Annotated in this window: 25 protein-coding genes and 1 tRNA gene; 9 read left to right on the plus strand and 17 right to left on the minus strand. The window is 69.7% G+C overall.

Translation table 11 applies throughout. From position 1 onward, the window contains the following. The first annotated feature begins 17 nt into the window (after positions 1-17). A complete protein-coding gene (locus ACWEPG_RS08010; protein WP_450113350.1) occupies positions 18-1,361 on the plus strand; it encodes a YhgE/Pip domain-containing protein in 1,344 nt (447 codons plus the stop codon). On the opposite strand, the gene ACWEPG_RS08015 is transcribed toward ACWEPG_RS08010, so the two are convergent. Together ACWEPG_RS08015 and ACWEPG_RS08020 are read right to left on the minus strand one after the other, a co-directional pair. After that, entirely contained in the window at positions 1,307-2,119 is an 813-nt protein-coding gene (locus tag ACWEPG_RS08015) for an oxygenase MpaB family protein (protein ID WP_450113351.1), read from the minus strand. The two genes, ACWEPG_RS08010 and ACWEPG_RS08015, sit on opposite strands and share 55 nt — an antisense overlap. Beyond that, the gene (locus ACWEPG_RS08020; RefSeq protein ID WP_450113352.1) at positions 2,119-3,021 is read right to left on the minus strand and encodes an oxygenase MpaB family protein; all 903 of its coding nucleotides are present in this window, start codon (positions 3,019-3,021) and stop codon (positions 2,119-2,121) included. The genes ACWEPG_RS08015 and ACWEPG_RS08020 overlap by 1 nt, the downstream gene beginning before the upstream one ends. Before the next feature lie 249 nt (positions 3,022-3,270). On the opposite strand from ACWEPG_RS08020, the gene ACWEPG_RS08025 reads away from it, so the two are divergent. Next, positions 3,271-3,343, plus strand: a tRNA-Arg gene (locus ACWEPG_RS08025). 39 nt (positions 3,344-3,382) lie between these two features. On the opposite strand, the gene ACWEPG_RS08030 is transcribed toward ACWEPG_RS08025, so the two are convergent. Continuing rightward, a complete protein-coding gene (locus ACWEPG_RS08030; RefSeq protein WP_450113353.1) occupies positions 3,383-4,252 on the minus strand; it encodes a hypothetical protein in 870 nt (289 codons plus the stop codon). A gap of 171 nt (positions 4,253-4,423) precedes the next feature. Between ACWEPG_RS08030 and ACWEPG_RS08035 the strand changes: the two genes are divergently transcribed. From ACWEPG_RS08035 to ACWEPG_RS08050, 4 genes are all read left to right on the plus strand, one after another. Further along, entirely contained in the window at positions 4,424-4,963 is a 540-nt protein-coding gene (locus ACWEPG_RS08035) for a hypothetical protein (protein WP_450113354.1), read from the plus strand. A gap of 163 nt (positions 4,964-5,126) precedes the next feature. Next, positions 5,127-6,035, plus strand: a complete 909-nt coding sequence (locus ACWEPG_RS08040; RefSeq protein WP_450113388.1) for an ABC transporter substrate-binding protein — start codon at positions 5,127-5,129, stop codon at positions 6,033-6,035. A gap of 81 nt (positions 6,036-6,116) precedes the next feature. Then, positions 6,117-6,377: a YgaP family membrane protein gene (locus ACWEPG_RS08045; protein ID WP_450113355.1), complete on the plus strand. Its 261-nt coding sequence runs from the start codon at positions 6,117-6,119 to the stop codon at positions 6,375-6,377. Between the two features lie 151 nt (positions 6,378-6,528). Beyond that, positions 6,529-7,404, plus strand: coding sequence for a universal stress protein (locus ACWEPG_RS08050; protein WP_450113356.1), 876 nt, complete (start codon positions 6,529-6,531; stop codon positions 7,402-7,404). A gap of 58 nt (positions 7,405-7,462) precedes the next feature. Here the strand turns inward: ACWEPG_RS08050 and ACWEPG_RS08055 are convergent, their stop codons facing one another. From ACWEPG_RS08055 to ACWEPG_RS08090, 8 genes are all read right to left on the minus strand, one after another. After that, positions 7,463-7,894 (minus strand): type II toxin-antitoxin system Rv0910 family toxin, encoded by a 432-nt coding sequence (locus ACWEPG_RS08055; RefSeq protein WP_450113357.1) that lies wholly within the window; start codon positions 7,892-7,894, stop codon positions 7,463-7,465. A 117-nt stretch (positions 7,895-8,011) separates the two neighbouring features. Then, positions 8,012-9,649: a solute symporter family protein gene (locus tag ACWEPG_RS08060; protein WP_450113358.1), complete on the minus strand. Its 1,638-nt coding sequence runs from the start codon at positions 9,647-9,649 to the stop codon at positions 8,012-8,014. 5 nt (positions 9,650-9,654) lie between these two features. Then, the gene (locus ACWEPG_RS08065) at positions 9,655-10,008 is read right to left on the minus strand and encodes a DUF485 domain-containing protein (RefSeq protein ID WP_450113359.1); all 354 of its coding nucleotides are present in this window, start codon (positions 10,006-10,008) and stop codon (positions 9,655-9,657) included. Positions 10,009-10,232: 224 nt separating this feature from the next. Further along, the gene (locus ACWEPG_RS08070; protein ID WP_452594204.1) at positions 10,233-11,978 is read right to left on the minus strand and encodes a sodium/solute symporter; all 1,746 of its coding nucleotides are present in this window, start codon (positions 11,976-11,978) and stop codon (positions 10,233-10,235) included. A gap of 16 nt (positions 11,979-11,994) precedes the next feature. Then, positions 11,995-12,372 carry a hypothetical protein gene (locus tag ACWEPG_RS08075; protein WP_450113361.1) on the minus strand — a complete coding sequence of 126 codons (378 nt, stop codon included), beginning with the start codon at positions 12,370-12,372 and terminating at the stop codon, positions 11,995-11,997. Continuing rightward, a complete protein-coding gene (locus ACWEPG_RS08080) occupies positions 12,369-13,187 on the minus strand; it encodes a LytR/AlgR family response regulator transcription factor (RefSeq protein ID WP_450113362.1) in 819 nt (272 codons plus the stop codon). Before ACWEPG_RS08080 ends, ACWEPG_RS08075 begins: the two co-directional genes overlap by 4 nt. 69 nt (positions 13,188-13,256) lie before the next feature. Beyond that, on the minus strand, positions 13,257-14,450 hold the full coding sequence (locus ACWEPG_RS08085; RefSeq protein ID WP_450113363.1) for a sensor histidine kinase: 1,194 nt from the start codon (positions 14,448-14,450) through the stop codon (positions 13,257-13,259). After that, positions 14,450-14,848: an MmcQ/YjbR family DNA-binding protein gene (locus ACWEPG_RS08090; RefSeq protein ID WP_450113364.1), complete on the minus strand. Its 399-nt coding sequence runs from the start codon at positions 14,846-14,848 to the stop codon at positions 14,450-14,452. The genes ACWEPG_RS08085 and ACWEPG_RS08090 overlap by 1 nt, the downstream gene beginning before the upstream one ends. 164 nt (positions 14,849-15,012) lie before the next feature. Between ACWEPG_RS08090 and ACWEPG_RS08095 the strand changes: the two genes are divergently transcribed. Beyond that, positions 15,013-15,639 (plus strand): hypothetical protein, encoded by a 627-nt coding sequence (locus tag ACWEPG_RS08095; protein ID WP_450113365.1) that lies wholly within the window; start codon positions 15,013-15,015, stop codon positions 15,637-15,639. A 156-nt stretch (positions 15,640-15,795) separates the two neighbouring features. Next, entirely contained in the window at positions 15,796-18,219 is a 2,424-nt protein-coding gene (locus tag ACWEPG_RS08100; RefSeq protein WP_452594205.1) for an ATP-dependent Clp protease ATP-binding subunit, read from the plus strand. Between the two features lie 62 nt (positions 18,220-18,281). On the opposite strand, the gene ACWEPG_RS08105 is transcribed toward ACWEPG_RS08100, so the two are convergent. The 5 genes from ACWEPG_RS08105 to ACWEPG_RS08125 form a co-directional block, all read right to left on the minus strand. Next, positions 18,282-18,674, minus strand: a complete 393-nt coding sequence (locus ACWEPG_RS08105) for a thiol-disulfide oxidoreductase DCC family protein (RefSeq protein ID WP_452594206.1) — start codon at positions 18,672-18,674, stop codon at positions 18,282-18,284. Between the two features lie 21 nt (positions 18,675-18,695). Then, positions 18,696-19,010: an antitoxin gene (locus tag ACWEPG_RS08110; RefSeq protein ID WP_452594207.1), complete on the minus strand. Its 315-nt coding sequence runs from the start codon at positions 19,008-19,010 to the stop codon at positions 18,696-18,698. A gap of 122 nt (positions 19,011-19,132) precedes the next feature. Further along, positions 19,133-21,607, minus strand: a complete 2,475-nt coding sequence (locus tag ACWEPG_RS08115; protein ID WP_452594208.1) for a cation-translocating P-type ATPase — start codon at positions 21,605-21,607, stop codon at positions 19,133-19,135. 10 nt (positions 21,608-21,617) lie between these two features. Beyond that, positions 21,618-22,733: an MBL fold metallo-hydrolase gene (locus ACWEPG_RS08120; RefSeq protein ID WP_450132950.1), complete on the minus strand. Its 1,116-nt coding sequence runs from the start codon at positions 22,731-22,733 to the stop codon at positions 21,618-21,620. 1 nt (position 22,734) lies between these two features. Then, positions 22,735-23,466, minus strand: a complete 732-nt coding sequence (locus tag ACWEPG_RS08125) for an enoyl-CoA hydratase (protein WP_450113371.1) — start codon at positions 23,464-23,466, stop codon at positions 22,735-22,737. 39 nt (positions 23,467-23,505) lie between these two features. Here ACWEPG_RS08125 and ACWEPG_RS08130 point away from each other — a divergent pair, with 39 nt between their 5' ends. Then, on the plus strand, positions 23,506-24,615 hold the full coding sequence (locus tag ACWEPG_RS08130; RefSeq protein ID WP_452594209.1) for an NAD(P)-binding domain-containing protein: 1,110 nt from the start codon (positions 23,506-23,508) through the stop codon (positions 24,613-24,615). Positions 24,616-24,735: 120 nt separating this feature from the next. Here the strand turns inward: ACWEPG_RS08130 and ACWEPG_RS08135 are convergent, their stop codons facing one another. Further along, positions 24,736-25,407, minus strand: coding sequence for a hemerythrin domain-containing protein (locus ACWEPG_RS08135; protein WP_450113373.1), 672 nt, complete (start codon positions 25,405-25,407; stop codon positions 24,736-24,738). Between the last annotated feature and the right edge of the window lie 76 nt (positions 25,408-25,483).

Here is a 25,483-nt window from a genome sequence, read left to right on the forward strand (position 1 = left end):
AGTGTGAGCGAGTGGCCGTGACCTCCCCCAAGCACGAAGCACCGGAGCCGATCCTTCCGGGGCAGCGGACCGGAAAACTGCGTAGTCCGCTGTTCTGGGCGGCCCCGATCGTGGTCGTGGCACTGCTCATGTCGCTGCTGGCCACGCTGTACCTGGGCAGCATCCTCGATCCGAAGGGAAACCTGCGCGGCTTCCCGATCGCGGTGGTCAACCAGGACGAGGGGGACGTCACCCCGGGTTCGGACACGCGGCAGAACATCGGCGACCAGATCGTGGACGGACTCGTCGCCGGGGTTCCTTCCGACAAGGTGGATCTGAAGCAGGTGGGGATCGGGACCGCGCAGTCGATGCTCGACTCCGCGGAGGTGTACGGCGCGATCGTCATCCCGTCCGATTTCACCAAGCGGCTGATGATCCTGGCCCAGTCCAGCGTTGTCCCCGGCGACGTGGAGAAACCCGTCATCACCGTCTACACCAACCCGCGGGCGGGGACGTTCGGGACCGCGCTCGTCGGTGCGATCGCCGGCCCGGCGTTGACCACGGTGAACGAGAAGGTCGGCACCCAACTGTCCGACCAGGTCGCGGCCGCGGTCGGCGACACGCCGGTCGCCGGTGCGGCCCGGTTGACGCTGGCGCACCCGATCGAGGTGCTGACGGTGCAGCACAAGCCACTGCCGGACGGCACCGGAAACGGGCTGTCCGCCTTCTATTACGCACTGCTGGTCATCCTCGCCGGGTTCACCGGCGCGATGATCGTGAACACCCTCGTCGACGGCATGCTCGGCTTCGCTCCCACCGAGTTCGGCCCCCGTTACGTCCACAACCCGAGGGTGGAGATCTCCCGCCTGCAGACGCTCGCCGTCAAATGGGGGGTCATGGTCGTCGTCGGTCCGCTCGTGTCGGGTCTGTACCTGTGGATCTCGCACCTGCTGTCGATGCCGCTGCCGAATGCGTTGGGGCTGTGGATGTACGGCAGCTTCGCAATCATCGCCGTGGGTGTCACCGCGATGTCGGTCCTCGCCGTCTTCGGCAGTGTGGGCATGATCCTCAACCTGATCCTGTTCATCGTGCTCGGGCTGCCGTCTGCCGGCGGCACCATCCCCATCGAGGCGACGCCGCCGTTCTTCGGTTGGCTGGCGAGTTTCGAGCCGATGCATCAGGTGTTCCTCGGGGTGCGGGCGCTGCTGTACTTCGGTGAGGGCGGTTCACGGGAGATGACGCACGCGGTCGCGATGACGACGATCGGCCTGGTGATCGGACTGGTACTCGGCGCGGTCGTGACGACGCTCTACGACCGCAAGGGATTTCATCGAGGGGTCGCCACCCCCGCACCGGTCGCCGAACCCGATCCTGCCGCCTGATTCGCGCGGGCGAACGCCCGGTTGGCGACGGCGATGTGGCGACGATCGGGCAGCGCGGCGGCAACGAGCCTGCGCCGCAGCGCATACCGGGTGAGCGCACCGGACCCCGAGGACTGCACCCCGTACAGTTCCCGTGCCCGCGGATGCATCATCTGCCGTACCGCGGCGGACGGCACGCGTTTGACCACCCAGTGATCCGGCCGCAGCACCTGGTCGCGGTAGTACTCACCGTCCGGGCCGAGTGCCAGTTCCCGGGCACATGCGTCGGCGAACCACTTCTCGAAGCCGCCCCACGTCTCCGGCATCGCCCGCGCCGAGATCCCGTACCGGCGGTACCACGAGCAGCACTCGCGGTACAGCTGCTCCCGCTCGTCGCCGTGCAGCGGCCGGATGAAGGTGTCCACCATCGTCATCAGGGTGTCGACGTAGGTGGCGTGCTGGAAGAAGAAGACGTCCGGGTTCAGCGCGTGGTAGCGGACTCCGCTCTCCAGGCGCCCCTTGACCTGCTCGTGCCCGAACCGGATCACCGAGGACAGGTCCCGGTCCTCGTAGGCGATCGCGATCAGTTGCGGGACGGTGTGACGGGCGTGCATCCACACGTGCCGCGGGGTGCGCGAGTGCTCACGGATGCCGCGCGCGATCACCGGGTGCAGCATCTGCAGCGACACCGCGCGGGGCAGGGTGAGCAGGAATCGGCGGTCTCCGAGGTAGTCCCAGAGCAGGCTCCCCGGACCCAGTTCGTCGTCGACGCGCGCCATCAGATCAGGTTCGAGCCCTTGCCGATTCGCCGGCGCAGGTCTCGCATCAACAGGTAGCTGCCCCCGTTGCGGATGAAGCCGGGCAGGAACCGGTTGACGAACGAGACGAAGATGAACAGGTGCTCGAACCGTCGGCGGTCGTCCTCGGTCCACTCCAGGTCGAGCTGCTCGCGGAACAGCGGCGACAGGAACCCGATCGTCAGGAACCTGAGCAGGTTCCGGAAGGTCGCCCGCAGCGGCCACGCGATCATCCGCAGGCCCACGAGGTCCTCGAAGAACTCCTTCGTCCGCTCGTCGAAGACCACCCGCTCGCAGGCGGTGTTCCAGTACACGTCGAAGTCGGCGCGGGTGGCCGGCCACATGTCCTCGGTCACCTGCAGGGTCGTGCCGAGTGTGGAGGACCGCTGGTAGAAGTGCTCGAGGTCCTCGGCGGACAGCTTCCCGTGCAGCAGTTGGTGCGAGTCCTCGAAGCCGATGTACAGGCACGCCGCGACCCACAACTGGAGTTCCCGGTTGAAGGCGTTGTACCTGACCGGGCTGGTCTCGTCGGACCGCACCTGCCGGTGCGCGCCGTTGACCGCCTCCCGGTACGCCTCCCGCTCGGCGTCGGTGCCGAGGATCGCGACCGCCAGGTACTGGGTGGTGGTGCGGGCCCGCTTCCACGGATGATGCATCAGCGCGCCGGACGGCACCTTGCTCTCCATCACCCCGTAGGCGACCTCCGGCCAGCCGATCTGCATGGCCACGTTCGCGGCGGCGCCGGCGAACGACCAGAAGTCCAGCGCATCGGTGAGGTCCGGGTTCTTCCGGGTCCACCGCTTGCGGGTGCTGGTGATCGTGATGCGGGTCCGCGCGGTGGTCAGCCGCGGCCGCTCGTCGAGATTGACATAGCTGCGAGGCATACGCCCCTCCTTCGATGGATCCCCCGTGGGCGAAACGGTCGGCACACCAACAGTTCTCGAACCCGATCGTGACCGCCCCTCCACGGTCACGATCGGCACCTATGCGAATTGCGGTTAACATACCACTCGCCTGAGCGGCGTCAAGACCGTTCACCCGGAGCACCCGCCACGGGCGATGGCGTCCCACCCCACCCGTCCCCGCTACACTGCCTACTGCAGCGGGGACGGGCAGCGATGCCCGCACCCCACGCCCTCGTAGCTCAGGGGATAGAGCACGGCTCTCCTAAAGCCGGTGTCGCAGGTTCGAATCCTGCCGAGGGCACAACATCTTCCCAGGTCAACCGGATGTTCGGCCGGTCGATCACAACTTCTCCGGCGCCTGACCGCGCTCGTACAGGTCCGTCCGGTCCACGACGTTCCACAGTTCGACGGTCTGCACGATCCAGAACGTCGCGAACTCCGCGATGAGCAGGACCTCCGCGACGAGGACCAGATGCCCGAAGTCCGGGAACGCCAGATGCACGACGAGGACCGCCACGAGGGTGGCGAACATCCAGCCGGCGATCGCCTGGTACGCGCGGACGTAGGTCCCGGCGTTCGGCGTGTACGAGGCCGAGACGGCGCTGGCCACGGCCACACCGACGATCCCCGCGAACATGAGCGATGCCGCGATCGTGTGGCCGTGTGCCGCGAAGAAGTCCGGAAAGAACAGGAAGCAGGACACCCCGGCCGCCAGCAGCACCCACCCGAAGTTGCGGACCCACCGGGCCACCGGTTTGAGCGACCGGTCGGCGCCCGTCCGCCACGCGATCACCAATGTCACCACCTGGGCGATCACCGCAGCGATCAGGATCGCCCAGACACTGTTGCGCATCGCGTCCGACAGGCCACCCTCGAACGCGATCTCCCGCCAGCCACACGAACCCGGCTCCGGCGGTGCAGTGGGCACCACCGCGACGACGAACGCGAGAAATCCGGACAGGTTCAGCGCGACGTCCTCTGTGTCCGAACTGCCCTTGTAGACGATCAGACAGACGCCGAGCGCACAGAGGACCGCGACGAGGACGTTGTGCGCCGTGCTGTAGTAGTACGCACTGATCGAGTCCCGCCAGCAACCGGACTTCGCCGTCGCGACGAGCACCGAGGCGGCGAGCGTGACGACCAGCACGACCATGGCCAGCCTGAGGTACCGATAGGTGGAGAGAACTGCGCTGCCGCGACCGTCGCCCATCCGCCGACCTCCTGCACGCCCATACGCAGTATCGCTCGCCGCACGGCGCGCCCGCGAGGGTTCCTGACGCCGCCGAGCCGACCCAGGCAATCGACCCACGTAACGCTCATCAGAGTAAACCGACATACCGGTTGGTAGGTTGCAGCCAATCACGGTAGGGGGAATTCATCGATGATCGACATCTCGGTCAAGCGCGTATTCGCGGGGGGCCTGGTCGCGGTCGCGGTCGGCGTTGGGGTGGTGGCGCCGGCGGGTGCCACATCCACGGATTCGTTGGAGTCGATCACCGCATCGGCTTCCAGCCTCGTCAACCCTCCGAGCATGACCCTTCAATCCCTGATCGCCGCCCGGAATGCGGGTTTCCCGATCTACGAGGCGGCCGAAAGGGTCCAATACCAATCCCCGAAGAGGGCGTTCTGGATGATCGAATATCGGCGAGTGTCCAGCGACTACGACCTGAGTTCGCCGACCACGAAGTTCGTGACGTTCGGCGAAGCCGGGCCGGATACCTTCTGGGTGTCCCCTGACTCGATCCCCAGCGTGATCGACATCAATCGGACCTGGCGACACCAAGAGAACGTCGGCTTCCCGATGGTGGAATTCGAGCCCACCGATCAGCGCTTCACCAACAGCCCACCGGTACAACTGCTCGGCGGCGGACCGAGCATCGGAATCGCACTCATCACGTCCGGACCCACGCTGTCCTCGTGACCTGGATTCAATGCCTGCCACCCACCGAAGCCAGGTGCGCCCACGGGCCGCACGGACACCCCGCCGCATGGCGAACCGCCGACTCCGCAGACACCCGTTACCCGGCGTTGCATCATCTGTTGCCGCCGGTCGTCCACGCAGGCACTATGTCCGGGTGCCCCGAATCGGACATCGACCCGCCGCCCTGTTTCCGCTCGCACTGGCCGCGGTCCTCGCAGTGTCCGGCTGCTCGTCGTCGGACGCAGGCACCGCGGCCGCACCCACGTCGACCCCGGTTCCGAACGCGTACACGAAGCTGCCGTCGACCGCGGCGATCGGCGACTGCGGCCCCGATACCGGGGCGACGAGGGCCCCGGGGACCCTCACCGTCGCCACAGACTCCCCCGCATACGCACCGTGGTTCGTCGACGACGACCCGGCCAACGGCAAGGGATTCGAAGGTGCGGTCGCGCGCGCGGTGTCGGAGCGCCTCGGCTACGACCCCGCGCAGGTGACGTTCGTCCGGGTGCCGTGGGCGGAGGCGATCGCGCCCGGGCCGAAGTCCTTCGACTTCGACATCAACCAGGTGACGATCGTCGGCGACCGCCGGGACGCCGTCGACTTCTCGTCCCCGTATTACGCGGTGACGCAGGCGATCGTCGCGATGGCGGGCACCCCCGCCGCCTCGGCCCGCAATCTCAACGACCTCACCGGGTTTCAGCTCGGGGCCCAGGCCGGCTCGACGAGCCTCGCCGCCATCGAGGGAACCATCCGGCCGGGCGACGAGCCGCTCGCGTTCGCCACCACCGACGAGGCGAAGGCCGCACTCGCCGACGGCCGGATCGACGCGCTGGTGGTGGACATTCCGACGGGCTTCCAGATCACCGAGTCGGATCTGCCGGAAAGTGTTCTGGTCGGCCAGTTCCCGCGGCCGAACACCGTGACCGAGTTCTTCGGGCTGGTGCTCGAGAAGAACAGCCCGTTGACCCCGTGCGTCTCCGCAGCGGTCGATTCGCTCTACGCCGACGGCACTCTCGACGAACTCGCGCAGGCGTGGCTGGTCGACTCCGTCTCCACCCCGATCCTGGAATAGCCGCCACCCGATCGGCTCCTGCGGGAGCGTGACCGATCCGACACGGCCGAATTTATACCCCCAGGGGTATACTGGGCCGTGATGTCGAACCCGACCCCGGAGAGTGTCATGCCCCTGCCCCGCCACGACGGCTGGACCGTCGCACGTGTCGTCCCGCTGCTCGCCGGCGTGCTGGTGCTGCTGAGCGCTGCCCTCGCCGCGGTCCTGTCCCCCTGGTGGCTGGTACTCACCGGGTTCGTCGGCGCCAACCTGGTGTTCTACGCCGCGATGGGCTGGTGTCCGGCGAGCCTGGTGATGCAGCGACTCGGCGTGCCCGTCACCTGCGCGGCAACCCGCTCCTGATCGCCCGGTCCACGGGGCGATCGGCCACCGTGATCGAGGACACCGACGAGGCGGGACGTTCGCCCCTAGCCGCCGCGGCCCATCTCGACGAGCATGGGATCTGCGGGGCACCGACGGACCGACCGCCGACCCGCTCCGCGGAGGAGGCGACATGATCATCAATCCCCCGATCGTGGTGGGCGTCGACGGATCGGAGACCTCGAACGCGGCGGCCCTGTGGGGGGCCCACGCCGCGGCGCGACACAAGGCACCGCTACGAGTGGTGTCCGCACTCCCGACGCCGGTCGTGTACGGCGGGGTCCTGGTCACGTCCCAGGAATACTTCGACGACCTCGCCGCCGAAACGCAGCGGATCCTCGCCGCGGCAACGGAGCTCGCCAAGAAGGCCGCACCCGGCGTCGAGGTCGAGACGGCGGTGCTCCGCGGCTCTCCGATTCCCTCCCTGCTGGACCTGTCGGAGTCCGCCCGCATGATCGTGCTCGGCTGCCGAGGGCTCGGCGCCGTCCGGGGCGCACTGCTCGGCTCGGTGACCTCGGCACTGGCCACGCACGCGCGCTGCCCGCTCGTGGTCGTCCCCGGCGCGGAGACCGTGCCCGACGCAGGCCCGGTCGTCGTCGGTGTCGACGGGTCCGCGAACAGCGTGCCCGCCATCGAGGCCGCGTTCACCGAGGCCTCGCTGCGCGGTACGTCCCTCGTGGCGGTGCACGCCTGGAGCGACGTCGACTTCGACACCCTGCCCGCCGCGGTCGAGGACCTGCCGTGGGAGGGCCTGGCCGAGAACGAGGAGGCGGCGCTGGCCGAGAGCCTCGCCGGCTGGCAGGAACGCTTCCCCGACGTCGCCGTGCAGCGTGTCGTGGTCCGGGACCGCGCGGTCGAACAGCTGCTCGACCAGTCGAAGTCGGCTCAGCTCACGGTCGTCGGCAGCCACGGACGCGGTGGTTTCCGCGGCATGCTGCTCGGCTCGACGAGCCGGACCCTGCTGCACCGCGCCGAACGACCGCTGATGATCGTGCGGGAACGCCGCTGACGCCCAGGCACCTGTGTTCCTGACGGCCGGCCGTCAGGAACACAGGATGGCCGGCCGGTCACCCGTAGAGGGCGACGAACGTCTTCAGTGATGATTCGATGTCTCCCTTGAGGGCACGGGCCACTCCGGAGCCGATCGGACCGAACAATGGAGCGCCGCCGAGGTCGATGTTCAATCCGACCTCGGCGCCGTTGTGCTTCGGCGCCACCGACAGCACGAGCCCGATCTTCACGCCGCCCTTGCCGTCCCCCTTGAGGACGAGCTTCTGCGGGGGCGCGTAGTCGGTGATGGTCCAGCGGACGCGGTTGCGCAGTCCCTTGACCGAGACCACCGACTCGGCCGTGATGCCGGTGGCCAGCTCCACCGGGAGCTCGCAGCGCCAGCCGTCGTGGATCGACAGCCACTTCTCGAATTCCGCCAGATCGCTTGCCTTTTCCCACGCGGCGTCGGGAGCGAGCGGCACATCGACCGAGACCTTCAGCTTTGCCATGGGCGAATCGTAGCGGCCCGCTCGTTCCAGGTGACCCCGTCATGCGAACGTCCCGCACCTCGGGCGAGGGCTCCGAGGTGCGGGACGGATCTGGTGGGGCCGAGCCCCGGGGTGCAGCTAGTGCGCGACCGCCTTCTCCACACCGACACCGGTGAGGGATCGGACCTCCATCTCGGCCTGCTTGGCCGGGTCCTCGAGCTTGCGCCGGCCGACGTAGGTGCCGACGATGCCGAGCACGAAGGCCAGCGGGATGGAGACGATGCCCGGGTTGGCCAACGGGAACCAGGAGAAGTCGCTGTTCGGGAACATCGAGCTCTTGGCGCCGGAGACGGCCGGGGAGAAGACGATCAGCACCAGGCAGCTGACCAGGCCGCCGTAGATGCTCCACAGGGCGCCGGTGGTGTTGAAGTTCTTCCAGAACAGCGAGTACAGCAGCGTCGGCAGGTTCGCGGACGCCGCGACGGCGAAGGCGAGTGCCACCAGGAACGCGATGTTCTGCCCCATCGCGAGGATGCCGAGCACGATGGACGCCAGGCCGATCACGACGACGGTGATCCGCGAGACCTTGACCTGCTGCTCCTCGGAGGCGTTGCCGCGCTTGATGACGCTGGCGTAGATGTCGTGGGCGAACGACGCCGACGCGGTGATCGCCAGACCGGCGACGACGGCGAGGATGGTGGCGAACGCGACCGCGGAGATGATCGACAGGAACAGCGTGCCGCCGAGTTCGAACGCGAGCAGCGGGGCGGCGGCGTTCTCCTTGCCGGGGGCGGCGAGGATCTTGTCCGGGCCGACCATCCGGGCCGCACCGTAGCCGAGGACCAGGGTGAACAGGTAGAAGGCGCCGATCAGGCCGATCGCCCAGGTCACCGAGCGGCGGGCCTCCTTCGCGGTGGGCACCGTGTAGAAGCGCATCAGCACGTGCGGCAGGCCGGCGGTGCCGAGCACCAGGGCGATGCCGAGCGAGACGAAGTCCAGTCGCGACATCGAGCTGATGCCGTACTTGGCGCCCGGCGCGAGCACGTCGCGGCCGGCGACGGCCTCGTTGGTCGAGTTCGTGACCATGTCCTGTGCGTCGGCGAGCAGCTGCGAGAAGTTGCCGCGGACGGCGAGCAGGACCAGCACGAACATGATGCCTGCACCGGCGATCAGCAGGACGGCCTTGACCATCTGCACGTAGGTGGTGCCCTTCATGCCGCCGACCAGCACGTACACGATCATCAGGACGCCGACCACCGCGACCACGATGGCCTGACCGGCCTTGTCGTGGATGTCGAGCAGCAGTGCGACGAGGCCACCGGCGCCGGCCATCTGCGCGAGCAGGTAGAACAGCGAGACCACCAGCGTGGACAGCGCGGCGGCCATCCGGACCGGCCGCTGCTTGAGCCGGAAGCTGAGCACGTCGGCCATCGTGAACCGGCCGGTGTTGCGCAGCATCTCGGCGACCAGCAGCAGCGCCACCAGCCAGGCGACCAGGAAGCCGATCGAGTACAGGAAGCCGTCGTAGCCGTAGACGGCGATGGCACCGGCGATGCCGAGGAACGACGCCGCGGACAGGTAGTCACCGGCGATCGCGAAACCGTTCTGCGGGCCGGAGAACTGGCCGCCACCGGTGTAGAAGTCGGAGGCCTTCTTCGTGGTGCGGCTCGCGCGGATCACGATGCCCATCGTGATCACCACGAACGCCACGAAGATGGCGATGTTGAGGGCCGGGTTGCCCACCTGGGAGCCGCCGGCGGCGAGGATGGTCGTCATCGGTCCTATCCCTCCAGCTCGTCACGGATGGCGGCGGCACGCGGGTCCAGCTCGCGGTTCGCGAACTTCACGTACAGCGCGGTGATGACGAACGTCGTCACGAACTGACCCAGACCGAGGACGATGCCCAGGTTGACGTTGCCGATCACCTTGGTCGCCATGAAGTCCGAGGCGTAGGTCGCCAGCAGCACGTAGACGGCGTACCAGGTCAGGAAGAACGCCGTCATCGGGAAGACGAAGCGGCGCAGCCTGCGTCGCAGGTCCTGAAATTCAGGACTCGCCTGCATCTCGATGAAGGCCTGCGCGTCCGGGGTGCGCCGGGACGGCGTCGCCTCCGAACTCAGGTCTGCTGTGGTCACGTCGGACTCCTCGGTCTGTGGGGCCGGCTGTGAGGACCGGCAGGCCACAGACGTTATTGAGACCCAGGTCACAAAAGAAGACCGTGACGGCAGTCACACGCCCAGCTGCCGGATCGCGCGCCGGACGGTCGGTTCGGCGCGACGAACGGCGCAGGCGCCTCCGGCGCCCGTGAGCACTTGTGGCCCGCACCGGGACCACAAACACTCACAGGCAGCGGAGCTGCCTACAGGTCGCGCTCGCGGTCGCGGCCGACGCCGAGCCGTTCCGGGGCGTGCATGCGGGTGAAGGTGCGCCCGACATCGGCGGGCACGCTGCCGCGGGTCGCGCGGCTGACCGCCACCATCGTCACGAACGCCAGCGGCACCGTCACCGCGGCCGGGTACCCGACCAGCACCTGCAGCCAGCCACTCCACGGACCCGCGCCGACACCGCCGAACGCGGTCACCAGCGCCGCCGATCCGGACGCCACTCCACCGACGATCAGCCCGGCCGCGGCGCCCGTGGCGGTCAGGCCGCGCCACCAGATGCCGAGCACCAGCAGCGGGCACAGGGTCGACGCGGCGACCGCGAAGACCATCCCGACGGTCCGCGACAGGTCGATCGAGGACACCCCGATCGCCATCGCGAGCGGCACCACACCCGCGACGACGGCAGCCACCCGGAAGTCGCGGATCCGGCCGCGCAGCACGTCGGTGCTGAGCACGCCCGCGACGCTGACCAGCAGACCGGACGACGTGGCCAGGAACGCGGCGATCGCGCCCGCCGCGACGAGCGCCGCCAGCAGCTGTCCCCCGACCCCGGACACCACCGACGCGGGCAGCAGCAGCACCGCCGCATCGGAGGTCCCGGTGATGAGCAGCTGCGGCACCCACAGCCGGGCGAACACCCCGAGCAGGGTCGGGAACAGGTAGAAGCCGCCGACCAGGCCGATCACGACCAGCGCGGTCCGCCGCCCCGCCCGGCCGTCGGGATTGGTGTAGAACCGCACCAGCACGTGTGGCAATCCCATGGTGCCCAGGAAGATTCCGACGATCAGCGAGTACACCTGGAAGAGCGGGTGGGCGCCGCCGAGGCCCCAGCCCGGCTCGAGCCACTGCTGTCCGGTGGGCGGCGCCCCCGCGACGACGGGCACCGCGGCGCCCGCGTCGAGCACCAGCGCGGTGCCCGCCCCGAGCGTGTGCTCCCCGACCGCCAGCGCGACCGGACCGTCCACCTGCTGCCCGTCGAGGGTGCCGGACATCATGGCGGGCAACGGTTCCGACACCTGCACGACCACGTCGGTGGTGATGTCGACGGTGGTGCGCTCGGCGACCGTCGGCGGCGCGGGTGTGCCGAGGGCACCGCCGGCACCGGCGAGATGGCCCGCGAGGACGAGCGCGGGCACCGCGACGGCGGTCAGTTTGAGCCAGTACTGGAACGCCTGCACGAAGGTGATCGACCGCATGCCGCCGCCGACGACGTTCGCGATCACGATCAGCGCCACCACCACCGCGCCCACCCAGGTGGGCCATCCGAGCAGGATCCCGAGCGCCAGGCCCGCGCCCTGGAACTGCGGCACCATGTACAGGATGCAGATCACCGCGACCACGACCATCGCCAGCAGGCGCAATCGCTTACTGCCGAGCCGGAATTCGGCGAAGTCCGGCACGGTGTACGCGCCCGAGCGGCGCAGCGGGGCCGCCACGAACAACAGCAGCCCGAGGTAACCGGCGGTGAACCCGACCGGGTACCACAGCGCGTCCGCGCCGTACTTGGCGATCAGTCCCGCGACCCCGAGAAACGAGGCGGCGGACAGGTACTCACCGGAGATCGCGGCGGCGTTCCACCGCGGCCCGACGCTGCGGGAGGCGACGAGGAAATCGGAGGTGGTGCGCGCCAGGCGAACGCCGTAGAAGCCGATCGCGACGGTCGCCACGGCCGCGATCGCGAGCGCGACGACGGTCACCAGTGGAATCGGCTGCCCCGACACGCGTCACCTCCGCCGCTCAGTCGTCGGCCAGGTCGACGAATTCCTGTTCGGTGCGCTCGGCGAGGCGGATGTAGAGCCGTCCCGCCCCGTACAGCACCGGATAGGCCGCCACCCCGAGCACCAGCCAGGGCAGCCGCACCCCCGCGACGGTGACGTCCCCGAGAGACGGGAAGGCCGCGAGCAGCAGGGGGATCGCAGCGGCCACCAGCACCACCGCGGCCGCGAACCGCAACGCCAGGCCGAGCTGCGCGCGCACCAGCGCCCGGATCATGGCCTCGCCCACCTCGGTCTGTTCCTGGACCTCGACGCGAGTGCGGACCGTCCGGGCTCCCTGCCGGTGCGCGAGCACCACTCGCTCACGCGCCCGGGGTCGACCGTCCGGGGGTCCGCTCATCGGCTCGTCCAGCTCTGCCGCGGCACCCGGACCAGACGGTCCTTGAGTTCGCGGGTGTGCCTGCGACTGACGGGCAGCTCCACCACCGGGGCGTCCTCACCGACCCGCAGGCACACCACCGTTCCGGTTCCCACGCTGCGGATGCCGGTGACCAGCGGCAGCGCGACGAGGTACGAGCGGTGCACGCGCAGGAACCCGGCGGGCTGCCAACGGGATTCGAGCGACGAGATCGGAATCCGGACCAGGTGCGAGCCGGTGGCGGTGTGCAGGCGCGCGTAGTCTCCGTCCGCTTCCACCCACGCCACGTCGGATCGGTGCACGAGTGTGGTGACGCCGCCGAGCTCGACGGGGATCACCTCGTCCGCCTGGGTCGCGTCCGGTTCCGAGGGCGCCGGCTCGGAGGTTCGGCGGGTGGCACGGATCCGGCGCACCGACTCGGTCAGTCGCTCCTCCCGCAGCGGCTTGAGCAGGTAGTCGACGGCACCGAGGTCGAAGGCGTCGACCGCGCGGTCGTCGTGGGCGGTCACGAACACCACCGCGGGCGGGGTCGCGAACGCCGCGAGCACCCCGGCGAGTTCGAGACCGTCCAGTCCGGGCATGTTGATGTCGAGGAACACCGCGTCGATCGGCGCTGCCGCACCGAGCCGGTCCTTGATCACCCGCAGGGCGGTGGTCGCGTCACCGGCGGTGAGGATCTCGCCGACGTCGTCCTGGGCGCGCAGCAGATACGCCAGTTCGTCGAGCGCGGGGCGCTCGTCGTCCACGGCCAGCACGGTCAGCGGGGTTTCGGAAACCCCTTCGGGAGTCTGTGTCACAACAGGTCAATGGTGCCACGCCGGACCGGGTCGAACGGCTCACACCCACCCCGGTGGAGCCGGGAACCCTCAGACCCGGATCCCGGGTCGGAACTTCGGCACCCGCATGCTCACCCGTGTGCCTGCGCCGGGCGCGGTCTCCACCACCAGGCCGTAGTCGTTGCCGAATGCGGCCCGCAGCCGGTCGTCGACGTTCGCGAGTCCGACGTGCGCGGATTCCTTCGCGGCCGGACCTCCGGTGCCGGAGGCGACGGCGTCGAGCGAGCCGGACCGCAGCAGCTCCGGGTCCATGCCGACCCCGTCGTCCTCGACGCTGATCACGCAGTCGGTGCCCTCGTCGGCGGCGACGATGGTGACGGTGCCGTGGGTCTGCCCGGCGAGGCCGTGGCGTACGGCGTTCTCGACCAGCGGCTGCAGTGCGAGGAACGGGAGCACCACGCCGAGCACCTCCGGTGCCACCTGCAGGCGCACCTCGAGCGCGCTCCCGAACCTGGCCCGTTCCAGGGTCAGGTAGCGGTCGATGTTGCGCAGTTCGTCCGAGAGCAGGGTGTACTCGCCGGCGGAGCGGAACGAGTAGCGCGTGAAGTCGGCGAACTCGAGGATCAGTTCGCGGGCCCGATCCGGGTCGGTCCGCACGAACGACGCGACGGTGTTGAGGGCGTTGTAGATGAAGTGCGGGCTGATCTGGGCGCGCAGGGCGCGGACCTCGGCGCGGTCGAGGCGGGCGCGGGACGCGTCGAGCTCGGCGAGTTCGATCTGGCTGCACGCGTACCGCGCGACCTCGCTGATGGCCCCGAGCATCCCGGGCCCGGGTTCGACTCCGGTGAGCACCCCCATCACGCCGACCACCCCGACGTCGTCGACCACCAGCGGCTGCACGATCAACGCGCGGATCCCCGGGCCCGGGTGCGCGATGAGTTCCCGCCGACCCGTCTCGGCGGCGGCGCGGGCGGCAACCGCGAACGTGTCGGTGAGATGGTCGTTGGGTCCGTTCCACGCGAGGACGGTGCCGTCGCCGTCGGCGAGGGCCAACGAATCGGCGGCGGTGAGCCGGCGCAGGTGCGGCGCCGCCTCGGCGGCGGAGGTGGCGTCCAGGCCGCGCCGCAGTGGCCGCGCCGCGAGTGACGCCGTGTGCAGGGTCGCGTGCACGGCCCGCTCCTCCGGGGTGGTCAGGGTACGGCGGGTGCGCAGGCGCAGCATCGCCGCAGCGAGGGCGACGACCGCCACCGCGACCAGCAACGCAACGAGGGCGGTCCCGGACATCAGCGCTCGCCCGCAGGCGTGTCGAGCCGGGCGAGCAGCGTCTTCGGGGCCACGGTTCGGTACGCGTCCTCGACGATGTCCTCGATGTCCCGCCAATCCTCTTGCCCGGGAATGCCGTTCGCGCCGACGTCGAGATACACCCCGATCCAGCCACGGCCGCCGACATAGGGCGGTACGAAGAAGCGCCCCGGGTCGCGGGCCACCCAATCCTGTTGCGCGCCGGACGGTGCGGCCGCCCAGAACGCGACCCGGTCGTCGTGGTGCCGGTCGGCGTAGGTGGCGAACTGCGGCGCCCGCCGCACGAACCACGCGGGCTCGCCGTGACTGATCCGTTCGGTGGCCTCGGGTAGGCACAGACACAGCTCGCGAAGCCGGTCGAGCGGGCTGGGGACGGTCATGCGCTCACGCTACGGCAGCGCCTCCCGGAGCCCGCAGATTCGTTGTACACGCGAACAAAACCCAAGGTTACGAAATGTCCGTTTAGCGCCCGCCAACCGTCCCACCCGGTTACCGTCTGGCCAACTGGTAACCGATCTGAAAGGTAATCGTTATGAACCGAACCATGAAACGCCTGCCTGTCCTGGTCGCCGCGGCGGGCTCCACACTCCTCCTGACCGGTGGTCTCGCCGGCGCGGCCGAACCCGACCTCGGCCAGACCGAGGGCCCTGTCCGCTTCGTCGCCGTCGACAAGGGCGACTGCAACGTCGAGTTCGCCATCGACAACAACACCAACATCACCAGCTACACGATCGACTTCCGCATCGACGACGAGGATCTGACCGGCCCCGACTACGGGCAGACGCCGGCCGGGCCCACCGGCCGCACCTCCGGCCTGCACGCCGAGGCCGCGTCCCCGTCGTACCCCGAGTACCCGAACACCCCCGAGACCCCAATGGTCAAGGACCGGGAGACGGTCTCGGTCAGCTACCTCCGGAACCTGAAGACGGACCTGAAGGAGACCGATCCGCCGCTGCCCAACGCGGACGCGGACACCCACAAGCTCGACTACCGCATGGTCCTGGGCCCGCCCGGGAACCTCGGAGACGGCGGCCCGGAGTGGATCGGCGACCGGCAGTGGCACAGCGTCACCGTCACCGGATGCAACCCCACGACCGAACCGCCCGCCGGCGGGTCGCTGGACTTCGAGTCTCTCGACCTCGGCTCACTGGGCTCGATCTTCGGTTCCTGATCCCCTGACGTCCGGCACCTCTCGGGCCCGCTCCGGAATCGGAGCGGGCCCGACCGCTGTCGCGCACATCTCAGCGCGATGTCGCCTCCCGGGAATTGATTGCGATGTCGACACGTTAGTTGAGTCAGAATCACTCAACTTTCAGGAGGCTCGTCAATGCCTGCATTCTTCGGCCCCCAGGGCCCCGGCCGCATCGACATCAGCCGACTCATGAGCCGGTCCACCCAGGAGCTCGTGAACGCGGCCGCCCGCTTCGCCGCGGGCCGCGGTGACGCCGAACTCGACGCCCTGCACGTCATCCACGTGATGGCCGGGCAGGACCCGATCCGGACCCTGATGCAGCGCTCCGGCGCCGAGCCGTCGGCCGTGGCCGAGGCCGCCGAGGCACTCCTGCCGCAGGGCCGCGACGGATTCACCGCATCGCCCTCGCTGAGCCCGGCCCTGAAGACCGCGCTGCTCGAGGCGCACCAGCTCGCGCGCGCCCTCGGTTCGACCTACATCGACCCCGAGCACCTGTTCCTCGCGCTCGCCTCCGACCGTGACCACAAGGTCGGCCGGGTGCTCGCCGAGCTGGGCATCACTCTCGAGTCCCTGCAGCGCGCCGTCCAGGCCGGCCCCGAGGCCGCAGCCGAGAACCCCACCGACACCCCGACGCTCGACCAGTACGGCGTCGACCTCACCGCGCGCGCCCGCGCCGGGGAGATCGACCCGGTGATCGGTCGTGCACTGGAGATCGAGCAGACCGTCGAGATCCTGTCCCGGCGCACCAAGAACAACCCGGTGCTGATCGGCGAGGCGGGTGTCGGCAAGACCGCGATCGTGGAGGGTCTGGCGCAGCGGATCGTGGACGGAGACGTCCCCGACCGCCTGCTCGGCAAGCGCATCGTCCAGGTGGAGATGTCGTCGATGGTCTCCGGCACCCGCTACCGCGGCGACTTCGAAGAGCGGCTGACGAAGCTGGTCGACGAGATCACCGCCCACAAGGGCGAACTGATCGTGTTCATCGACGAGATCCACACCATCGCCGGGGCAGGCGCGGGTGCGGACGGCGCGATGGACGCAGGCAACATCCTCAAGCCGAAGCTCGCACGTGGGGATCTACACGTCGTCGGCGCCACCACCCTCGACGAGTACCGCAAGCACATCGAGAAGGACCCCGCCCTCGAGCGCCGGTTCCAGCCGGTGATCGTGGACGAGCCGAGCACGGCGGACGCGATCACGATCCTGTCCGGGTTGAAGGACCGGTACGAGGAGCATCACGGCGTCCGGTACACCGACGACGCGATCGTCGCCGCCGTCGAACTCTCGCACCGGTACATCGGCGACCGTTTCCTGCCGGACAAGGCGATCGACCTGATCGACCAGGCCGGCGCCCGGCTGTCGCTGCGCTCACCGAAGGTCGACACCGACGCCCTGAAGTCCCAGCTCGCACAGCTGGAGAAGGACAAGGAGCAGGCCGTCGCCGACGAGGCGTACGAGAAGGCATCGCAGCTGCGGGACCGGATCGCGCAGGTGCAGAGCCGGATCGACGGCACGGCGACCGCGGCGTCCGCCGACACCCCCGAGGTGACGGCCGAGTCGATCGCGGAGGTCGTGGCGCGTGCGACGGGCATCCCGGCGAGCCGGATGACGCAGGAGGAGAAGGACCGGCTGCGGTCGCTCGAGGACGAGCTGCATCAGCGGGTCGTCGGCCAGGACGACGCCGTGCACGCGGTCGCGCGGGCGGTGCGCCGCTCCCGGGCCGGCATGGGCGACCCGAATCGTCCGGTGGGCAGCTTCCTGTTCCTCGGCCCGACCGGCGTCGGCAAGACCGAACTCGCGAAGGCACTGGCGGCGTCGCTGTTCGGTGACGAGGACAAGATGATCCGTTTCGACATGAGCGAGTTCGGCGAGCGGCACACCGTCTCCCGTCTGGTCGGCGCCCCTCCCGGGTACGTCGGCTACGACGAGGCGGGCCAGCTCACCGAACAGGTGCGGCGCAACCCGTACTCGGTGATCCTGCTCGACGAGATCGAGAAGGCGCACCCGGACCTGTTCAACACCCTGTTGCAGGTGCTCGACGACGGCCGGCTCACCGACGGTCACGGCCGCACGGTCGACTTCACCAACACCGTGGTGATCATGACCAGCAACCTCGGTTCCGACCTGATCTCGAGCAAGGGCGGCGCACTCGGCTTCATCACCGGCGATCAGGCCGCGGCCGAGAAGCCGCTGCGGGACCGGGTGATGGCCCGGCTGCGTGAATCGATGCGGCCGGAGTTCCTGAACCGGATCGACGAGATCGTGGTGTTCCGCAAGCTCGACGCCGACCAGCTGCACCGGATCACCGACCTCATGCTCGACGACAGCCGGAAGCGGCTGGCGGACAAGGGCATCGGGATCACGTTCAGCGACGCGGCCGTCGACTGGATCGCCGAGCACGGGCACCAGCCCGAGTTCGGGGCCCGGCCGCTGCGCCGGTCGATCCAGCGGGTCGTCGACGACCGGGTCGCGGACCTGCTGATCGACGACGTGATCGCCGAGGGCGCCGAGGTCCGGGTCGAGGTCGCCGACGGCGAGCTGGAGCTGCAGGTGGCGTAGGGAGTCCGATGAGTCGGGGGCACGGGCATTGCCCGTGCCCCCGTTCATGTCGTCGATCGGCGTCAGCCGAGCGCGCAGCTCCCGCCCCGCCCGCGCAGCCGGTGGCGGTTCCGCGCGACGAGCCGGTACAGCACGTCCTGTAGCTGGCGGATGACTGGAATCGCATACACGTGCAAGGGAAGTCGGCTGCCGAGGATCCCGGACAGGGCGGCGTTGACGGCGCCGGCTCCGTGATGCCGCTCACCGCGCCAGTCCAGCGCCCAGGCCTGCTCGAGGGCTTGATCGAGGCTGACCCCGAAGTGGTCGACCGCGCCCGGCGCCTGCAGCGGTGTCGCGGTGACCCGACCGCGGCGGTCCAGCCGGCCGAGCCACCCGACGCACCACACACAGAAGCCGCAATCCCGATCGAACATCAGCTCCACGCGGCGGTCCGCGGTGGGTGTGCGGTCGGACATTGCGGCTCCTGTGCGGAATGGCTACTTGCCGTCGACAGCGTCCTTGACCTTGTCAGCGGCGTCCTCGGCGGCGTCCTTGACATTCGCGGCAGCGTCCTGCACCGCGTCCTTGGCGTCCGCGGCGGCGTCCTTGACCTCGTCGACCGGGTCGCTGTCCGGGATGATCTTCTTGGCGGCGTCCTGCACCTTGTCGACGTGCTCGGCGAACTTGCCGCCCGTCTTCTCGTCGATGAAGTCGCCGGCCTTCTCGACCGCGTCCTCGATCTTGTCGGCGTTGTCGGCGACGAGCTGCTTACCCTTGTCGACGAGATCCTTGACCTTGTCCTCGAAGCCCATGCCGTCTCCTCTCAGTGCGCAGAGCACACACCCAGCTGCCGGGGGTCACTCCCCCGCGTTCCCCCATTTTCACAGGTGTGCCATTTGTTTGCCATAACATCGATCCTCCCGGCGTGGCGCAGTCAGTCCGCCGACCGGCTTGGGGTCTCCGGCAGTGAGAACAGCCGCCGATGTTCCCCGTGCAGACGTCCCGAGACCCACCAGCCGATTTCGACCAGAACGATGCCCACCGCACCGCACACGAACGCGGTGGTGGTCGCCGCGACGTTCGACGGGTCGAGCTTGAAGAACTCGCGGGCGAAGGGAATCGAGAACAAGATCACATACCCGGCGGCGGATCCGGCGATGAGCACGATCTTCCACCACACGTACGGGCGGGCCACGATCGCCAGCACCCAGAGCGCGATCATGATCAACGTGATCAGCGCCGTCGTGCCCGCCTGCACCTGCTGCGTCTCGGTCTGCTCGGGGCCGGCGTAGACGAGGGCGTAGGACACGAACGTGGCGATGCCGATGACCAGCCCCGACGGGATCGCGAACCGCATCACCCGGGGGACGAAGCCGGTGCGCGCCCGCTCGTTGTTCGGCGCGAGGGACAGGATGAACGCCGGGATGCCGATCGTGAACCACGCCGCGATGGTCACGTGCCGCGGCAGGAACGGGTAGGGCATCGGATCGAAGGCGAACAGCTGTGCGGCGATCCCGGACAGGCCGACGAGCAGCGCCAGCAACACCGAGTACACCGTCTTGGTCAGGAACAGTTGCGAGACCCGTTCGATGTTGCCGATCACCCGGCGGCCCTCGCCGACGACATGGGGCAACGTGGCGAAGCTGTTGTCCAGCAACACGATCTGCGCGACGGCTCGGGTGGCGGGGCTGCCCGATCCCATCGAGACGCCGATGTCGGCGTCCTTGAGCGCGAGCACGTCGTTGACGCCGTCGCCGGTCATCGCGACGGTGTGCCCGCGCGACTGCAGGGCCCCGACCATCGCCCGCTTCTGGTCCGGGCGCACCCGGCCGAACGTGGTCGAGGAGTCGAGCACGTCGGCGAGCGCCTCAGAATCCTCCGGCAGCTCGCGGGCGTCGACGGCCCGGTCCCCGCCGGGCAGCCCGAGGGACCCGGCGACCGCGCCGACGGAGACCGCGTTGTCGCCGGAGATGACCTTGACCTCGACCTTCTGCTCGGCGAAGTACGCGAGCGTGTCGGCCGCGTCGGGCCGGACCCGCTGCTCGAGCACCACCAGCGCCCGCGGGGTGACCCGGCCGGGCGCCGCCGCGTCGTCCACCGGCAGGTCGCTCTCGCCGAGCAGGAGCACCCGCAGCCCGGTGGCACCGATCGACTCCGCGGTGCGGGCCGCCTCCGACTCGGGGTCGAGCAGCACATCGGGGGCGCCCAGCACCCAGTTCCCGTTGTCGCCGTAAGAGTTTCCGCTCCACTTCTTCGCCGACGAGAACGGCGCGACCGCGGTCTGGGTCCAGCCCGGGTCGTGGTCGAACGCCTCGGCGATCGCCTGCACGCTCGCGTTCGGCCGCGGGTCGTCGGCCGCCTGCGCGGCCAGCGCGTTCTCCAACCGGGCCTGCGCGCCGCCCGGTTCGTCGGCGGTGAGCAGCCGCAGTTCGGACAGCCGCATGCCGTTCTCGGTGAGGGTGCCGGTCTTGTCCGCGCACACCACGTCCACCCGGGCCAGGCCCTCGATGGCAGGCAGTTCCTGCACCAGGCACTGCCTGCGGCCGAGCCGGATGACACCGACCGCGAACGCCAGCGACGTCATCAGCACCAGGCCCTCGGGCACCATCGGGACCAACGCGGCGACCATGCCGCTCAGGGCCTCTCCCAGGTTCTGCTCGCTGACGAACAGCTGGTTGTAGATGATCAGCGCACCCGCCGGGATCATCATGTACGTGATGACCTTGAGGATCTTGTCGACGCCGCTGCGCAGCTCCGAGTGGACCAGGGTGAACTTGCTGGCCTCCTCCGCGAGCTTGGCGGCGTAGGCATCCCGGCCCACCTTGGTCGCCCGGTAGGCGCCGCTGCCGGACGCCACGAAGCTGCCCGAGAGCACCTGATCGCCGGGCCGCTTGTGCACCGGGTCGGCCTCGCCGGTCAGCAACGACTCGTCGATTTCGAGCAGCTCCCCCTCGACGACCGTGCCGTCGACCACCACCTGGTCGCCGGCGCCGAGTTCGATGATGTCGTCGAGGACGACGTCGCTCGGCGCGACCGCCGAGGCGGTGCCGTCGCGGCGGACGACCGGCCGCGACTGGCTGACGATCGCCAGTTTGTCGAGGGTGCGCTTCGCGCGGGTCTCCTGGATGATGCCGATCGCGCTGTTCGCGATGATCAGCAATCCGAACATGCCGTCGATGATCGATCCGGTCGCCAGCACGATCACCAGCAGGACACCGAGGATGGCGTTGATCCGGGTGAACACGTTGGCCCGGACGATCTCCCGGACCGAGCGGCTGGCCCGACCGGGCACATCGTTGGTCCTGCCGTCCGCGCGGCGCTGCGCCACCTCGGCGGCGGTCAGTCCGGTCCGAACGTCCACCTCGGTGGGCGGGAGGGTCCCGACAGCGCGGGTCTCGTCGTTGGCCATGCCAGTCAGGTTATGCCAGCCTGAGCCACCAGTGACGTTGGGTGCTCGGGCGGAGCACGTCGATTCGCTGGCCGGGCATCGGCACCCGCACGGTGGTGCCGAGCGGCTCGGCCGCGGCGAGCAGCCGGGTGATCGGCTCCGCCCACGGGTGGAACGCCAGGTTGAACGTCGCCCAGTGCACCGGCACCAGTACTCCGGCCGCTGCGTCCCCGAGGCCGAGGTCGGCGTGCATGCGCACCGCCTCCTCCGGGTTCATGTGCACGTCCGGCCAGTGCTCGTCGTACGCCCCGACCGGCAGAAGCGTCAGATCGAACGGGCCGTGCCGGTCCCCGATCTCCGCGAACCGCGGCGTGTAACCGGTGTCGCCGCCGAAGAACACGCTGTGACTCGGCCCCCGCACCGCCCACGACGACCACAGGGTGGTGTTGCGCCGCAGGCCGCGCCCGGAGAAGTGCCGCGCCTCGGTGCAGGTGAGGACCAGCTCGCCGACGGTCGTCTGCTCGTCCCAGTCGAGTTCGACGATCCGCTCCTCGGGCACCCGCCAGTGCCGCAGGTGCGCCCCGATTCCCTTGGGCACCACGAAGGGTGCGTCCTGGGTGCGCAGCAGCGCGGTGACCGTGGCCTTGTCGAGATGGTCGTAGTGGTCGTGTGAGATGAGCACAGCGTCCACCCGCGGCAGCGCCGCGACGTCCACCGGCGTCGGGTGCAACCGGGCCGGACCGAACACCGTGGACGGCGAAACCCGTTGGCTCCACACCGGATCGGTCAGCACCCGGTACCCGTCGATCTCGACCAGAGCGCTCGCGTGGCCGTACCAGGTGACGGCGAGTTCCGCGGCCTCGGCGGGGGCCAGGGGCGTCGCGAGCGGGATCGGGCGACGAGGGCGGCCGAGCCCGCGTCGCGTCAGCACCGACGACAGCAGGCTCGACTCGTCGCCTCGGACGATCTGGGTGCCGGGGTCGGTGTTGTGAAATCGGTTGTCCCGGTAGCGCGACGAGCCGGTCGCCCGCGGTGTGATCGCCGCGACCGAGGCGCCGATCTGTCCGGGGACCCCCCACGCCGCGCGCCCGAGCGCCGCGGCACCGACTGCCGCGAGCGTCGCGACGACCGCTCCCCGCGCCCGCACCTCAGCGCCCCCGGAAGGTGGGAGTGCGCTTCTCCTGCCGGGCCCGCGACGCCTCGAGCATGTCCTCGCTCGACCACGCGGCGTGCAGCGCCTCGAGCTGCTCCGGTGTCGGTTCGTCCTGGGTGCCATCGTCATTGAGCACGAGCTTGAGGTGCCGCAGCGACAGCGGCGCCAGCGCGGAGATCCGCTTGGCCCAGTCCTGCGCGACCGTCAGGTCGCCGATCTTGTTCGCCAGACCGAAGTTGTAGGCGTCGTCGGCACCGATCTGTTCCGCGCCGAGCAGGACGGTCCGGGCCGGTCCACCACCGACGAGGGACACCAGGCGCCGGACGGTCCACGAATCCACGGAGATGCCGAGCTTCACGGCCGGCACCGCGAAGAACGCATCCGGCGCGACCACCCGCAGATCGGACGCGAGCGCCAACTGGGTGCCCGCGCCGACGGCGGGACCGTTGATCGCGGCGATCACTGGGATCGGCGCCGAGTCGACGGTGTGCAGCATCTCCAGGAGCGTGTCGGTGAAACCGTCCGCGTACACGTCGCCGGACAGGTCGGCGCCCGCGCAGAACGCGCTGCCCTGGCCGGTCAGCACGATCACCCGCGCGCCGTCGCCGACCGCCTCGTCGACGGCGTCCCGCAGCAGCACGCACAGTTCGGTGTTGAGCGCGTTCCGTCGTTCCTCGCGCTGCAACTCCAGGGTCACCACGTCGCCGTCCCGGCTGGTCCCGATCATGATGGTGACCGTACCGTTTTGACCTGGGAGGTTGCCAGCATGCTCGAGTCCGTGGATGTCGCGGTGATCGGCGCGGGCCAGTCGGGGCTGTCCGCCGGCTACTACCTGCGCAAGCTCGGAGCCGACGCGGGCATCCGGTTCGTGATCCTCGACCATGCCCCCGGGCCGGGTGGCGCCTGGCAGTTCCGCTGGCCGTCACTGACCCTGAGCACCGTCAATCGGGTCCACGACCTGCCCGGCATGCCCTTCTCGGACGTACTCGACGCGTCCGCTCCCGAGCAGGTCGAGGCCGCCGAGGCGGTACCGCGGTACTACGCCGAGTACGAACGCCGGTTCGAGCTGCCGGTGCGCCGGCCCGTCCACACCCGGGTCGTGTGCGATCACGGCGATCACCGCGTCGGAGCCGCGGATGATCGCAGTGGCACGCTGACCGTGGAGACCGACGCCGGGACCCTGACGGCGCGCGGCATCGTCAACGCCACCGGCACCTGGGAGCGGCCCTTCGTGCCGCGGTACCCGGGCGCGGAGAGGTTTCGCGGCCGGATGCTGCACACCCGCGACTACAAGAGCGCCGACGAGTTCGCCGGCAAGCACGTCCTGGTGGTCGGCGGAGGCATCTCCGCGGTGCAGCTGCTCGACGAGATCTCCCGGGTCACCACCACGACCTGGGTGACCCGCCGGGCGCCGGAGTTCCGCGACACCCCGTTCACCGGCGACGAGGGCCGCGCCGCGGTCGCGATCGTGGAGGATCGGGTGCGCCGCGGCCTGCCGCCGGGGTCGGTGGTGTCGGTGACCGGGCTGCCGCTCACTCCCGCGCTGCGGGCGGCCCGCGAGCGCGGGGCACTGGACCGGCTGCCGATGTTCTCCGAGATCACCGCCGACGGGGTGCGGTGGCCCGACGGGACCGAGCAGAAGGCCGACGTGATCCTGTGGTGCACCGGTTTTCGCAGTTCCCTCGACCATCTCGCCCCGCTGCGACTGCGCGGGCCCGGCGGCGGGATCACGATGACCGGGCGGCTCGCCACCCAGGTCGCAGCCGATCCGCGTGTGCACCTGCTCGGGTACGGCCCGTCCGCGAGCACCATCGGCGCAAACCGCGGCGGGCGCGCCGCGGCGGCGGAGCTGATCGACCACCTGACGGCAGGCTGACCCGCCCCGGCAGGACCCCGGTGCACACGGGTTCTGCGGCATGCACACCCCTTCTGCACGCCGAACTCCCCTGTGCACGCACGAAGACCCGTGTGCACACACGTTCTGCAGCCCGGGAACTCAACTCGGGTCGACGCCGAAGATCTCCCGGTACTCCTTGACGAAGGCCCGGTTCCCGAACAGCCGCCAGGCGAGCCGGGCCGACAGCGGCATGTCCGCGAGCAGTCGGGTGCGCTGCTCCGGCGGCGCCCCGAGCATCATGAAGCCGAGGAACACGAGCTGCCGGTTCCGTGGGATCGCGGCGCGGCCACGTTCGCCGAGCTTCTCCCACTCGGCCACCGACATGGTCTGCTCGACGAGCGGCAGGATGTGGGTCTCCTCCTCGGCGAGATGCTCGTCGAGCACTGCGACCAGCGCGGTGAGTGTGGCCGCGAGTGCCTCACCGTCGTCCGCGGCCGCAGTCTGCTCGAACCTGGCCGCGCGGGTCCGGCTGCGCTCGACCAGCTCCCCGATCCGTTCGTGCTGTTCCTCCATCCGCAGCACCAGCGCGTGATCCGTGGGCGCCCGGTCGAGCAGGAGCGGCCACATCAGCTCGTCCTCACCGGTGTGGTGATGGTGCAGTCCGGTGCACATCTCGGCATGGAAGGCGACCAGCCGGCGAGCGCGGACGGTGTCCCCCGCAGGGACGGCACGCACCAGCTCGGGCAGCGAGCCGAACCCGCGTCGGAAGATGTTGTGGGCGAGGAGCATGTCCCCGGTGTCCGGGCGATCGGTGGTGAGGGCGGTGCTCATGGTGTCCTCCTGGGTCGGGTTAGCTGACCTCGTCACGATCACCCGCGCCACTTGCGGCCCTCTTGGCGCCGACTTG

The sequence above is a fragment of the Rhodococcus sp. NPDC004095 genome (assembly GCF_053604015.1).

Coding starts and splice junctions, on each gene's coding strand:
- ACWEPG_RS08015 (WP_450113351.1), bottom strand. CDS start 2,119: ATGGCGCGCGTCGACGACGAACTGGGTCCGGGGAGCCTGCTCTGGGAC.
- ACWEPG_RS08020 (WP_450113352.1), bottom strand. CDS start 3,021: ATGCCTCGCAGCTATGTCAATCTCGACGAGCGGCCGCGGCTGACCACC.
- ACWEPG_RS08030 (WP_450113353.1), bottom strand. CDS start 4,252: ATGGGCGACGGTCGCGGCAGCGCAGTTCTCTCCACCTATCGGTACCTC.
- ACWEPG_RS08035 (WP_450113354.1), top strand. CDS start 4,424: ATGATCGACATCTCGGTCAAGCGCGTATTCGCGGGGGGCCTGGTCGCG.
- ACWEPG_RS08045 (WP_450113355.1), top strand. CDS start 6,117: ATGTCGAACCCGACCCCGGAGAGTGTCATGCCCCTGCCCCGCCACGAC.
- ACWEPG_RS08050 (WP_450113356.1), top strand. CDS start 6,529: ATGATCATCAATCCCCCGATCGTGGTGGGCGTCGACGGATCGGAGACC.
- ACWEPG_RS08055 (WP_450113357.1), bottom strand. CDS start 7,894: ATGGCAAAGCTGAAGGTCTCGGTCGATGTGCCGCTCGCTCCCGACGCC.
- ACWEPG_RS08060 (WP_450113358.1), bottom strand. CDS start 9,649: ATGACGACCATCCTCGCCGCCGGCGGCTCCCAGGTGGGCAACCCGGCC.
- ACWEPG_RS08075 (WP_450113361.1), bottom strand. CDS start 12,372: ATGAGCGGACCCCCGGACGGTCGACCCCGGGCGCGTGAGCGAGTGGTG.
- ACWEPG_RS08085 (WP_450113363.1), bottom strand. CDS start 14,450: ATGTCCGGGACCGCCCTCGTTGCGTTGCTGGTCGCGGTGGCGGTCGTC.
- ACWEPG_RS08090 (WP_450113364.1), bottom strand. CDS start 14,848: ATGACCGTCCCCAGCCCGCTCGACCGGCTTCGCGAGCTGTGTCTGTGC.
- ACWEPG_RS08095 (WP_450113365.1), top strand. CDS start 15,013: ATGAAACGCCTGCCTGTCCTGGTCGCCGCGGCGGGCTCCACACTCCTC.
- ACWEPG_RS08100 (WP_452594205.1), top strand. CDS start 15,796: ATGCCTGCATTCTTCGGCCCCCAGGGCCCCGGCCGCATCGACATCAGC.
- ACWEPG_RS08105 (WP_452594206.1), bottom strand. CDS start 18,674: ATGTCCGACCGCACACCCACCGCGGACCGCCGCGTGGAGCTGATGTTC.
- ACWEPG_RS08110 (WP_452594207.1), bottom strand. CDS start 19,010: ATGGGCTTCGAGGACAAGGTCAAGGATCTCGTCGACAAGGGTAAGCAG.
- ACWEPG_RS08115 (WP_452594208.1), bottom strand. CDS start 21,607: ATGGCCAACGACGAGACCCGCGCTGTCGGGACCCTCCCGCCCACCGAG.
- ACWEPG_RS08125 (WP_450113371.1), bottom strand. CDS start 23,466: ATGATCGGGACCAGCCGGGACGGCGACGTGGTGACCCTGGAGTTGCAG.
- ACWEPG_RS08130 (WP_452594209.1), top strand. CDS start 23,506: ATGCTCGAGTCCGTGGATGTCGCGGTGATCGGCGCGGGCCAGTCGGGG.
- ACWEPG_RS08135 (WP_450113373.1), bottom strand. CDS start 25,407: ATGAGCACCGCCCTCACCACCGATCGCCCGGACACCGGGGACATGCTC.